General features: G+C 66.2%; 12 protein-coding genes. 7 read left to right on the top strand and 5 right to left on the bottom strand.

All coding sequences use genetic code 11. From position 1 onward, the window contains the following. Positions 1-2: 2 nt before the first annotated feature. A complete protein-coding gene (locus tag AC6LKD_RS31715; RefSeq protein WP_013391440.1) occupies positions 3-401 on the bottom strand; it encodes an OsmC family protein in 399 nt (132 codons plus the stop codon). 187 nt (positions 402-588) lie between these two features. Between AC6LKD_RS31715 and AC6LKD_RS31710 the strand changes: the two genes are divergently transcribed. Next, positions 589-1,269 (top strand): tellurite resistance TerB family protein, encoded by a 681-nt coding sequence (locus AC6LKD_RS31710; RefSeq protein WP_492276945.1) that lies wholly within the window; start codon positions 589-591, stop codon positions 1,267-1,269. A 22-nt stretch (positions 1,270-1,291) separates the two neighbouring features. Here the strand turns inward: AC6LKD_RS31710 and AC6LKD_RS31705 are convergent, their stop codons facing one another. Next, positions 1,292-2,278, bottom strand: a complete 987-nt coding sequence (locus AC6LKD_RS31705; protein ID WP_492276944.1) for a tripartite tricarboxylate transporter substrate binding protein — start codon at positions 2,276-2,278, stop codon at positions 1,292-1,294. An 80-nt stretch (positions 2,279-2,358) separates the two neighbouring features. Beyond that, positions 2,359-3,243, bottom strand: a complete 885-nt coding sequence (gene nadC / locus AC6LKD_RS31700) for a carboxylating nicotinate-nucleotide diphosphorylase (protein ID WP_492276943.1) — start codon at positions 3,241-3,243, stop codon at positions 2,359-2,361. Between the two features lie 271 nt (positions 3,244-3,514). Here nadC and AC6LKD_RS31695 point away from each other — a divergent pair, with 271 nt between their 5' ends. After that, entirely contained in the window at positions 3,515-3,781 is a 267-nt protein-coding gene (locus AC6LKD_RS31695) for a CopG family ribbon-helix-helix protein (RefSeq protein ID WP_492276942.1), read from the top strand. After that, positions 3,781-4,056 (top strand): type II toxin-antitoxin system RelE/ParE family toxin, encoded by a 276-nt coding sequence (locus AC6LKD_RS31690; RefSeq protein ID WP_492276941.1) that lies wholly within the window; start codon positions 3,781-3,783, stop codon positions 4,054-4,056. Before AC6LKD_RS31695 ends, AC6LKD_RS31690 begins: the two co-directional genes overlap by 1 nt. A 52-nt stretch (positions 4,057-4,108) precedes the next feature. Here the strand turns inward: AC6LKD_RS31690 and AC6LKD_RS31685 are convergent, their stop codons facing one another. Continuing rightward, positions 4,109-5,038, bottom strand: coding sequence for an NUDIX hydrolase (locus tag AC6LKD_RS31685; RefSeq protein WP_498118461.1), 930 nt, complete (start codon positions 5,036-5,038; stop codon positions 4,109-4,111). A 199-nt stretch (positions 5,039-5,237) separates the two neighbouring features. Here AC6LKD_RS31685 and AC6LKD_RS31680 point away from each other — a divergent pair, with 199 nt between their 5' ends. Continuing rightward, entirely contained in the window at positions 5,238-5,465 is a 228-nt protein-coding gene (locus AC6LKD_RS31680) for a hypothetical protein (protein ID WP_492276939.1), read from the top strand. Between the two features lie 57 nt (positions 5,466-5,522). Here the strand turns inward: AC6LKD_RS31680 and AC6LKD_RS31675 are convergent, their stop codons facing one another. Further along, a complete protein-coding gene (locus tag AC6LKD_RS31675) occupies positions 5,523-6,428 on the bottom strand; it encodes a LysR substrate-binding domain-containing protein (protein ID WP_492276938.1) in 906 nt (301 codons plus the stop codon). A 148-nt stretch (positions 6,429-6,576) separates the two neighbouring features. Here AC6LKD_RS31675 and AC6LKD_RS31670 point away from each other — a divergent pair, with 148 nt between their 5' ends. The 3 genes from AC6LKD_RS31670 (at position 6,577) to AC6LKD_RS31660 (ending at position 10,969) form a co-directional block, all read left to right on the top strand. After that, complete coding sequence (locus AC6LKD_RS31670; RefSeq protein WP_498118460.1) at positions 6,577-7,566, top strand: Bug family tripartite tricarboxylate transporter substrate binding protein; 990 nt, start codon at positions 6,577-6,579, stop codon at positions 7,564-7,566. Positions 7,567-7,632: 66 nt separating this feature from the next. Continuing rightward, complete coding sequence (locus AC6LKD_RS31665; protein WP_498118459.1) at positions 7,633-8,913, top strand: hypothetical protein; 1,281 nt, start codon at positions 7,633-7,635, stop codon at positions 8,911-8,913. A gap of 181 nt (positions 8,914-9,094) precedes the next feature. Next, positions 9,095-10,969, top strand: a complete 1,875-nt coding sequence (locus tag AC6LKD_RS31660; RefSeq protein ID WP_498118458.1) for a PhoX family protein — start codon at positions 9,095-9,097, stop codon at positions 10,967-10,969. Positions 10,970-11,005: the final 36 nt, after the last annotated feature.

Here is an 11,005-nt window from a genome sequence, read left to right as displayed (position 1 = left end):
GCTCAGGCCGGCTGCACCACCACGGTGGACACTTGCACGTCCACCGCGGTCATCAGCTTGTGCACCGGGCACTTCTCGGCCACCGCCAGCAGTTCATCGATCTGCGCATCGGACAGCTCGCCATTCAGCGTCAGCTTGGCCGTCAGGCGGTAGATGCCCTTGCGCTCCTCGCCGGCATCGCGCACTACCTCCACCCCCACCGATTCCAGCGGCAGACCCTTGCGCTGCGCGTAGACCATCAGGGTCATGGCCTTGCAGCCGCCCAGCGCGGTATCAAAATAGTCGTGCGGATCAGGGCCGGCGCCCTGCGGCTGGGGCATGTCCAGCGGCAGATCGTGGCCTTCGGCCGTGGCGGTGAATTGCAGCGAGTTGGGCGCATTCTGGCGCACGCGGATGCTCATGGGTCCTGTCTCCTGGTAACGGGTGCTGGCGGGCGGCCGCCGCGGCCGCCCCAGACCACGTTGTATCACCTGGCGACGATCGCTGTACGTCGTCAGCGCAAGCAACTGACTGTAAGCTGAACTTCTGGCCGCTGGGCCGGTCGGATATCTCTATCCGCAATACCTGAGCACACTTTAAGGGGGCCGCATGAGCGCCAGACAACTACTCGATCAACTGCTGCAGTCCGGGCAAGGGCTGCTGTCCGACACCACCAACCGCGTGCAGAACGCCACGGGCGGCAAGGGTTCGTCCTTCCTGACCGGCCTGGGCGGCGGCGCGCTGGGCGCGGGCGCCCTGGGACTGCTGCTGGGCAGCAAGAAGGCCCGCAAGATCGGTGGCAAGGTCGCCATGTACGGCGGCATGGCGGCGCTGGGCGCCCTGGCCTACCGCGCCTATGGCGACTGGCAGCGCAGCCAGTCCGGCGCGCCGGCGGCCCCGCCGCAGACGCTGGACCGCTTGCCCGCGCCCCAGGCCGAGCAGCACAGCACGGCGGTGCTGACCGCCATGATCGGCGCGGCCAAGGCCGACGGCCACATCGGCCCGGAAGAACGCAGCCTGCTCGAAACCGAACTGTCCAAGCTGTCTTCGGACGCGCAAGACCGCCGCTGGCTCGAAGCCGAGTTGTCGCGCCCGCTGGATCCTTCCGTCATCGCGCAAGCCGCGCAAACGCCGGAAATGGCGGCCGAGATGTACCTGGCCAGCCTCTTGGTGGTGGACGAGGAAAGCTATATGGAACGCGCCTATCTGGACGAACTGGCGCGCCAGCTCAAGCTGCAGCCGGGCTTGAAGGAACAGCTGGAACGGCACGCCCGGGCCGCCGCGGCCTGAGACCGGGCGGCCTGCACATCGTTTAGTCGGCGCGCAGGCCGATTGCTGCCGTCAGGGCGGTATAGCGGTCGATATCCGCATCGATCATCGCCTGGAATTCGCGCGGCGTGCTGCTGGCAGGCGTAAAACCCTGTTCGCGCAGCGCCGCCTGCACATCGGGGCGCTGGACGATCTTCGCCACCGCCGCATTCAGCTTGGCTACCACCGCGGGCGGCGTCGCCGCCGGCGCCAGAAGGCCATGCCATTGGTCCAGCGCATAGCCAGGCACCCCTTGCTCGGCCACCGTCGGCACCGCAGGCAACAACGGCGAGCGAGCGGGCGAGGTCACCGCCAAGGCCCGCAGCTTGCCGGCCGCGATCAGCGGCGCGGCGCTGGACGCGGTCACCACGCCCATGCCCACCTGGCCCGCTGTCACGTCGGTCAGCGCGGGGCCGCAGCCCTTGTACGGCACATGCTGCAAAGACGCACCGGTGGCGCGCGCCAGCATCTCGCCCGCCAGGTGCTGCGGCGTACCATTGCCGCAAGACGCGAACGGCAGCGGCCGGTCCGGCGCGGCGGCGGCCAGCGCCTGGTCCAGGCTGTGCCAGGGCGACGCCGCCGGCACCACGTACACCGACGGCACGAAAGCCACATTGATGACCGCCGCGAAGTCCTGCTTGGGCGCGAAACCCAGGTTGCCGTAGACCCCCGGATTGATCGCGAAGGAGCTGTTGACCATCAGCAGCGTATAGCCGTCGGCAGGCGCCTCGGCCACGGCGCGCGCGCCGATATTGCCACTGGCGCCAGGACGATTCTCCACCACCACCGCCATGCCGAACTGCTCCTGCAGGCTGGCGCCGATGCGGCGCGCCAGCAGATCGGTGCCGCCGCCCGGCGGAAACGTCACCACGATGGTGATGGGATGGGAGGGGTACGCTGCGTCCTTGGGCGCTTCGCCCGAAGGCGAATTGCCGCAGGCGGCCAGCGGCAGGACCAGAAACGTAAGAACGGAGCTAAACAGGCGATTCATGATGCGGGCTTGCAAGCGTCCCTGCACGGCGTGCGCGCGCAGGGACTTGGGCGATGCCGGCTGAAAGCCGGCGAACAGGCTCAGGCGTCCAGGCCGATGTCGAGCACCTTGGCGCTATGGGTAATCCAGCCCACCGCGATCTGGTCCACGCCGGTGGCCGCTACCGCGGCGGCGGTTTCGGGCGTGATGCGGCCCGAGGCCTCGGTGATGGCGCGGCCGCGCGCCATGGCGACCGCGCGGCGCAGGTCGTCCAGACTCATGTTGTCCAGCAACACTACGTCCACGCCCAGCGACAGCGCCGTTTCCAGCTGCTCCAGCGTGTCCACTTCCAGTTCGATCTTGACCATATGGCCGATACCGGCGCGCGCCCGCTCAACCGCCGTCGCGACCCCGCCTGCCAGCGCGATGTGGTTATCCTTGATCAGCACCGCGTCGTCCAGGCCATGGCGGTGATTGCTGCCGCCGCCCACCCGCACCGCGTACTTCTGCACCGCGCGCAGGCCCGGCATGGTCTTGCGGGTGCAGGTGACGCGGGCGCCGTAGCCTTCGATGGCGCGGGCAATGGACGCGGTGGCGCTGGCCACGCCACTCAAATGGCAAAGGAAGTTCAGCGCCACGCGCTCGGCCGTCAGCATGGCGCGGGCGTTGCCGCTGATGCGGGCAATTTCCGCCCCCGGCCCCAATTCGCTGCCGTCGCGCAGCGCGACCTCGAACTTGATGCCCGGGTCCATGGCGCGAAACGCCAGGCGCGCCAGGTCCAGCCCGGCCAGCACGCCCTCCTGGCGCGCGACCAGGCGGGTCTGCGCCGTGGCGTCGGCGGGCACGATGGCATCGGTAGTCAGATCGCCGGCGCGCCCCAGATCCTCGAGCAAGGCCGCGCGCACCAGCGGCTCCAGCATGACTTCCGGCAAGGGAGGAACGGCCAGTCGGGCGACGGTCACAGGCGCTGCGGCTTTAATGCTCATTTTGAGTATTTAATGATTAAAAAAAGGCGCGCAGGGATTGCGCAGTAATTATGCTAGAGACGAGCATAAAGCTTGTCAAGCGTTCAGCCACGAAATCAACCGAACGTGGAGTTCCACTATCGAGCCTGGGATGGTTGATTTGATCGATTAGATTTTAATCACTATGATTATTTTGAGATCACAGAACCTGTCATCACGTCTGACATTCGTCTCGTCGTGATCACACTGTCGCCTGGTGCAGGCAAGATCAAGTTCCGAAAAAAGGTGCAACATGACAGCAGCAACCAAAGTTCTGACCGCACACGTACCGCTTCCTCTTGCCAACAAGGTAGATCAGATGGCCACCCGGCTTGAACGCTCGCGCGGCTGGATCGTAAAGCAGGCGCTTTCCGCCTGGATCGCCCAAGAAGAAGAGCGCGACCGGCTGACCCAGGAAGCGTTGGCCGACGTAGACGCGGGCCGCGTCATTGACCATCTGGCCGTGCAGGCATGGGCAGAGAGCCTGAGTACTGACGAGCCCCTGCCGGTGCCACGTTGATGGCGCTCAAGTGGACCAGCAAAGCGCTTGCCGACTTAGCGCGCATGTATGAATTTCTTGCCCCAGTAAACAAGCCCGCTGCCGCTCGGGCCGTGCAGGCGCTGACCAAGGCTCCAACCATCCTGTTGACCAACCCGCGCATCGGCGAGCAACTGTTTCAGTTCGAACCGCGGGAGGTAAGGAGAATTCTGGTGGGAGAGTACGAAGTCCAGTACGAAATTCAGGACTCGATCGTCTACGTGCTGCGGCTGTGGCACACCCGCGAGAATCGCTGAACCTCCCCACGTCGGGTAAGCTGGACTCGCAAGCCCATGACGCATCCGCCTGTCACATCGCCCGCGACAGCGGCAATTTGCTCCCCGCAATAGCACGCTCCAGCAGCACGTCGCGGCGGAAGCGGAACAGCTTGGCCGGCCTGCCGGCCGTGCCTGTGGCCATTTCACCGGTTTCTTCGACCAGCGCCTGCTGCTCGATGAGGCGGCGGAAATTCTGCTTGTGCAGGGCACGTCCGGCCAGCGCTTCCACGGCCAGCTGCAATTGCAGCAAGGTGAACTGCGCCGGCATCAATTCGAACACCACGGGCCGGTATTTAATCTTGGCGCGCAGCCGGGCAATGCCGGTGGCGAGGATGCGGCGATGGTCGTGGCGCATAGGTTCGCCCGGCACCACGGCGCCCTTGTTCCCGCGCCGCGCGGCTTCGGGCACCAGCCCGGCCTCGAACAACAGCTCGTAGCGCTGCAGCACCATGTCCTCGTTCCACGGCGAGCCGTCCAGCCCGAAGGTGATGGCGGCGCGCTGGCGGCGGCGCATGCGCACGGCCGCATCGGAACTGTCTTCGCACCAGGCGGCCAGGCGCGGCACGATCATTTCCTCCACCAGCGCGGGCGTGCCCGCGCGCCGGTCTTCCCAGGGGAAGTAGCGATACCAGTCCTGCCAGCCGACCTGCGCCACGCCGGTCTCGCCGGCCTCGCGCGTCAGGCCCAGGTAACTGACCGACATGACGCGCGCGCCCGACTCATCGGAACGGTCGCCATCAGCGAAGGTGTAGAGCTGCTCCACATAACCCAGCGGGTGATGGGTCTGCTGCTCCACCCAGGCGCGCAAGCCGGCCTGCAAGGAACGGTGCGACAGTTCGAAGGGACCGGCCGGCAAGGCGCGCGCATCGTCGGTCGTCAGTACCCGCGGCTCGCCGTTGGTGACGGCGACCAGCACGGCAACGAGTTCAGCATGGACGGAGCGTTCGACGGATTCAGTCAAGGTAGGCGTAGGAAAAGTGAGAAACCGGGCGGCTGGCGGCAAACCGCAGGGCGCTGGAAATTATAAGGGTCGGGCTCCTGCAACAGCCCCTTGCAAACGTGACAGCCATTCCTGCTCCCGGGCCTGCGTGCCGTCCTAAGATGGAAGTGGCAACCAGGCGCGTCGCCATCCTGGGACGCCCGCAAGCGGAGCAGACATCATGTTGAAAACCGCCCCCGATCCGCAGGCGGCCAAAACCGCCGAAACGGAACAACCCGTCGCCATCGACCCGCGCAAAGGCACCGAAGTGCTGCCGATGGCGGACCACAGCAAGGAGGTCGCCGGCATGCCGCGGCGCGGACGCGCCATTGCGGAACCCGGCGAACCCGGCATCATCACCCCAGAAGATGACGTGCTGGATACTTCTTACGAGAACCGCAAGAGCTAAGCCCTCCCGGCGCGATGGCAAGATGATACGCGAGCCCGGACGCCGCCCGCGCGGCGCTCAGGCCGCGCCGGGCAACGCCTGGAATCCGCGCGCCAGGATCTCCACAAAAGCCTCCGTCACCGACGACGGCGCGGTCTGCGCCGGATAAGCCATGCTGACGCGGACCGGCAGGCGCGGCGTGAACGGCCGTATCGCCAAGCGGTCCGCGAACACGGCGGCGATGTAGGGATTGACCACGCCCAGGCCGCTGCCGGCGGCGGCCAGCGCGCAGATGGTGGACGAATACGTGGTCTCGATTTCCGAGGCGGGCTGCGCCTGGTGTTGCTGCATGGCGCCGCGCAGTTGCAGATAGACGTCGTCATCGGCGTTCAACACCAGCAGACGCCGCCCGTCCAGGTCCATGATGCCGACGGACGGCTGCGCGGCGAGCGGATGATCGGGCCGCATCACGCAGACGGCGGCGCTTTCGTGCAGGCTTTGCATTTCCAACTGCGCGCCGTCCAGCGGCGCCGTGGTCACCACCACATCGTAGGTGCCGTGCAGCAGCCCTTCGCGCAGATACTGGCTGCCCACGGTCTGCATATTGATGTGCACGTCGGGATAGCGCTGCGCGAAGGTTTCGATCGCGCCCGGCAGCACGCCCAGGCCCAGCGCCGGGGTGCAGGCCAACCGCAGCACGCCGCTGCCGCTGCGCCGCATCGCCGCGACGCGATCCTCGATACGCTCCAGCCCCACGAAATGGCGCTGGACGGTATCGAACAAGTCCTTGGCCTCCCGCGTGGGCCTCAAGCGTCCGCGCTCCATGTCGAACAGCTTCAGGCCGCTGGCCTGCTGCACCTGCGCCAGCAGGCGGCTGACCGAAGGCTGGGTGGTGCGCAGCATCTGCGCGGCGCCCGTAGTGGTGCCTGCCAGCATGACCGCGTGGAAGGCTTCGATCTGGCGGAAATTCAGCGGTCGGCTCATGGGCTGGGGCAGGGGCAATGTATGGCAATTCTGCATAGCCTATGTTGAAAAAAGAATTTTTTCAAATACCCGCAGACTCCTACACTGGTTTTCCCAAGGGCGCCGCCAGATGCGCCCCCGCACTATCCAACCTCCCAGGGGAACCCACATGAACCTCCGCCGCTCCTGGCGCCACCTCCTGCAAACGCTGTGTCTGAGCGTGACGGCAGCGACGCTGTCGCTGGCTGCGCACGCGCAAGCCAACTATCCCGACCGGCCGGTGCGCATCATCGTGCCCTTCACCGCGGGCGGCAGCTCCGACATCCAGGGCCGCCTGCTGGCCGAGCACCTGGGCAAACTCTATGGCCAGTCGGTGGTGGTGGAAAACCGTCCCGGCGCCGGCGGCCATATCGGCGGCAAGTTCGTCGCCGACTCCGGACCGGACGGCTATACCCTGCTGCTCGGCTCCATCGGCCTGCACGCCACCTACGGGGTCTACAAGAACCTCAACTACCAGCCCGCCCGCGATTTGAAGCTGATCACCATCGTGGCCGAGATGCCGCACGTGGTGGTGGCCAATCCCGCGCTGGAAGCCAACACCCTGGCCGAACTCACCGCACTGGCAAAGGCCAAGCCGGAAACGCTGCACTTCGGCTCGGCCGGCGTGGGTTCGTCCGTGCATATGGTCGGCGAGCTCTACAAGATGGCCGCGCAGGCGCCCATCGTGCACATCCCGTACCGTGGCAGTTCAGCCGCCACCAACGATCTGCTGGGCGGCCAGATCCAGTTGCTGTTCGAGAACGTGCCCACCACCATCGGCTACATCCAGGCCAAGAAGCTGAAGGCGCTGGCCATTACCGGCGCCACCCGCTCGCCCGCCCTGCCCGATGTGCCCACCGCCGCCGAAGCCGGCCTGCCCGGCTTGACGGTCACCTCGTGGACGACGTTGGCCGCCAGCAAGGACGTGCCGGACGCGCTGGTCGAAAAAATCAGCGCCGACCTGCGCCGCATCTACGCCGACCCCGCCTTCCGCGACGGCCTGGAACGCCTGGGCATGACGCCGGTGGGCAACAGCCCCGCCGAAGCGCGCGAGTTCGTCGAACGCGAACGGGCCCGCTGGAACAAGGTCATCGAGACCGAACACATCACCGCGGGCTGAACGCCTGCCTGGGGCGGCGCCAGCGCCGCCCTTTTTCTTTCCGACTTTATCTCTACCCCGCCATCCATGAACCGCATGCTCGCCACGCCCATCGCCTGCCGCCGCCTGGGCGCCACGCCGCACCACCATTTCTTCGGCTACTACAACAAGACCGTCTGGCATCGCGACGGCCGCTATCTGCTGGCCAACCGCACGCCATTCAAGGACGCGCCGCTCACGCCCGAACTGAGCGCGGAAGTGGGCTACTTCGACCTGCAGGATGGCGACCGCTACCACGCCGTGGGCAACACCACGGCCTGGAACTGGCAGATGGGCTGCCAGCTGCAATGGCTGGACGGCGAGGCCGAGCCGCAGATGATCTACAACTGCCGCCGCGACGACGACAGCGGCTTCTATCCGGGCTTTCGCTCCGCCGTCCACAACGTCGCCACCGGCCAGACCCGCTATCTGCCGCTGCCCATCTACGTGGCCGCGCCCAACAGCCGCTACGCGCTCTGCGTGGACTACCGTCGCCTCTACATCACGCACGAGACCATCGGCTACAGCGAACACGCGCCCGGCCCGGTGAGCAACGCCCCAGCCGACGACGGCATCCACGGCATGGATCTGGAGAGCGGCGCGCACCGCCTGCTGGTCAGCTATGCCGACCTGCGCAACTTCCATCCGCGCGACTCGATGGAACGCGCCATCCACTGGGTCAGCCATATCGAGATCAATCCCTCGTCCTCGCGCATCCTGTTCCTGCACCGCTGGACAGAACGCGTGAAGGACGAGACCTGCTTCCTGCACCGCCTAATCACCATGAACGCGGACGGCAGCGACATGCGCCTGCTGGAATGCTCCGACCACCCGCTGCCGCAACTGGCCGACGACTTCGATCCCAGCGCGGTCGGCACCTTCGATTACGAGAAATCCGAATATCAGATCTCGCATCCGCTGTGGCGCGATGACCATACGATCATCGTCTGGGGTCCGCATGACGGCAGCATCCATTACCACCTCTACCGCGACGCGCCCGGCGGCGCGGTCCAGGTGGTGGGCGACGGCGTGCTGACGGAGAACGGCCACATGACCTACTCGCCGGTGAACACGCGCTGGCTGCTGAGCGACACCTATCCGGACTCGACCACGCACGAACGCATCCTGTTCCTCTACGACATGCAGACCGGCCTGCGCCACGCGCTGGGCAGCTTCTACGCCGATCCCCATCTGTCCAAGGAAAACCGCTGCGACCTGCATCCGCGCTGGAGCCGCGACGGCACGCAGGTCTGCATCGACTCCGTGCATGAGGGCGAACGCCAGATGTACGTGCTGGACGTAACGCCCATCGTCGGACCGCGAGGCTAAGCCACGCGCAGCCGCCGCCTCGGCCGCGAGTCAAGCCGCGACTCGGCCAGGCGGCGGACTACACAGACCACAGCAAGGACTTCACACTATCGTCACCCCTTTGTAACGACCGACCTTTAACCTCGCTTTCGTTTTGCTTACAGACAACTGAGCGACTCGTTCGCGACACTATGAGGTTGGAATGTCCTACTTGACTGATAAATTGCGCGCTCCCTATCGCGAAGCCCAGGACGAGGTCACCGTGCCCGGGCAGATGTTCGACGAGATCGTCGCCGCGAATCCCCAGCGCCGCACTTTGCTGAAGAACAGCTTCGGCCTGTCAATGTTGTCCGTGTTCGGCGCATCGACCCTGCTGACCGCCTGTGGCGGCAGCGACGATGACGACGACGATTCCCCTGGCACCCAGCCTGGCGAGGGCGGCGAAACCAAGCCGCCCCCCGGCCCCGACTACTCCGTCACGTTCACCCCGCTGGCCGACAAGATCGTCGCCGACACCGTCACCGTGCCTGCCGGTTACGTCGCCGAAGTGCTGTATTCCGCCGGCGACAAGTGCATGATCGGCTCGGCCGGCTACGCTGGCGTACCGCAGTCCTATCCCGCCACCGAGACCCAGTCCGGCGGCCAGCACGACGGCATGCACTTCTATGCCCTGCCCGGCGTCGATCCCAACCAGGGCGGCCTGCTGGTGCTGAACCACGAAGCGCTGGACGACGAGACCCTGGACCAGAACGTCGAAGGCGTGAAGACCCGCCTGTCCAACGTCGGCGTATCCGTCGTCGAAATCGCCCGTAGCGCCAACGGCGCATGGGCCGTCAAGACCGACTCGCGCTACAACAAGCGCTACACCGGCAACACCGTCTACAACGTCAGCGGCCCGGCCAAGGCCGTGGTCGGCGACACCGTCGTCGGCACCCTGAACAACTGTTCCAGCGGCGACACGCCCTGGGGCACCTACCTGACCTGCGAAGAAACGCTCAACAACTACCACTACAAGACCGGCGACGCCGGCAAGCCGGCCGATGAAGGCTACGGCTGGGTGGTGGAAATCGATCCGCAGAACCCGGACTCGACCGCCGTCAAGCGCACCGCGATGGGCCGCTTCAGCCACGAAAACACGGCCTTCATGCTGGACGAGAACAACCGCGTCGCCTTTTACATGGGCGACGACACCACGCCCGGCTGCATCTACAAGTTCATCCCCACCAAGCCCTACGACCCGGCCAACCGCGCCGCCAACATGGGCCTGCTGGACGAAGGCACGCTGTACGCCGCGCGCTTCAACGACGACGGCAGCGGCAATTGGGTGGAACTGACGGTGGGCAAGAACAATCTGACCGCCGGCGCCACCGACCCGGGCAACTTCACGCAGGTCGCCAGCGGCACCGTGATCACCGGCAAGCTCATCAACTTCAACACGCAAGCCGACGTGCTGGTCAACACCGGGGCCGCCGCCCGCGTCGCCGGCGCCACGCTGATGGACCGCCCCGAGTGGATCACGGTGGGCGTGGACAAGACCGTGTACTGCACGCTGACCAACAACGGCAGCCGCAAGCGCACCAGCGCCGCCAACCCGCGCGTCAGCAACTCGCACGGCCACATCATCCGCTGGCACGAGCGCGGCGATTCGCCGCTGGCCACCACCTTCGAGTGGGACCTGCTGCTGCTGGCCGGCCGCGACAAGGCCGACGGCGTGGCCGCCAACCTGACCGGCAACGTCAATGGCGACACCTTCTCCAGCCCCGACGGCATCCGCGTCGACCCCAAGGGCCGCCTGTGGGTCCAGACCGACGCGGGCACCAGCGCTTCAACCACGGACTTCTTCGGCAATAACTCGATGTACTACATCGACCAGAAGACCGGCGAATCCAAGCGCTTCCTGGTCGGCCCGCTGGGCTGCGAGATCACCGGTATCGCCTACACGCCGGACCTGACCACGTTCTTCATCAACATCCAGCACCCGGATAAGACGTGGAACACCCTGCGCGCAGGCGGCGGCGACGCCCGTTCCGCGACGGTGGTGGTGCGCCGGACGGATGGCAAGCCGGTAGGCGCGTAAGCGCTCTGGTTGAAGACGCCGCCCGGCACCTTGCGC

The organism is Achromobacter sp. D7-1, from assembly GCF_059760445.1.
The sequence above is the reverse complement of the archived record's forward strand: the minus strand, read 5'-3'. Positions and strand labels throughout refer to the sequence as shown.

Coding starts and splice junctions, on each gene's coding strand:
- AC6LKD_RS31705 (WP_492276944.1), bottom strand. CDS start 2,278: ATGAATCGCCTGTTTAGCTCCGTTCTTACGTTTCTGGTCCTGCCGCTG.
- AC6LKD_RS31675 (WP_492276938.1), bottom strand. CDS start 6,428: ATGAGCCGACCGCTGAATTTCCGCCAGATCGAAGCCTTCCACGCGGTC.
- AC6LKD_RS31715 (WP_013391440.1), bottom strand. CDS start 401: ATGAGCATCCGCGTGCGCCAGAATGCGCCCAACTCGCTGCAATTCACC.
- AC6LKD_RS31710 (WP_492276945.1), top strand. CDS start 589: ATGAGCGCCAGACAACTACTCGATCAACTGCTGCAGTCCGGGCAAGGG.
- AC6LKD_RS31670 (WP_498118460.1), top strand. CDS start 6,577: ATGAACCTCCGCCGCTCCTGGCGCCACCTCCTGCAAACGCTGTGTCTG.
- nadC (WP_492276943.1), bottom strand. CDS start 3,243: ATGAGCATTAAAGCCGCAGCGCCTGTGACCGTCGCCCGACTGGCCGTT.
- AC6LKD_RS31695 (WP_492276942.1), top strand. CDS start 3,515: ATGACAGCAGCAACCAAAGTTCTGACCGCACACGTACCGCTTCCTCTT.
- AC6LKD_RS31680 (WP_492276939.1), top strand. CDS start 5,238: ATGTTGAAAACCGCCCCCGATCCGCAGGCGGCCAAAACCGCCGAAACG.
- AC6LKD_RS31690 (WP_492276941.1), top strand. CDS start 3,781: ATGGCGCTCAAGTGGACCAGCAAAGCGCTTGCCGACTTAGCGCGCATG.
- AC6LKD_RS31665 (WP_498118459.1), top strand. CDS start 7,633: ATGAACCGCATGCTCGCCACGCCCATCGCCTGCCGCCGCCTGGGCGCC.
- AC6LKD_RS31660 (WP_498118458.1), top strand. CDS start 9,095: ATGTCCTACTTGACTGATAAATTGCGCGCTCCCTATCGCGAAGCCCAG.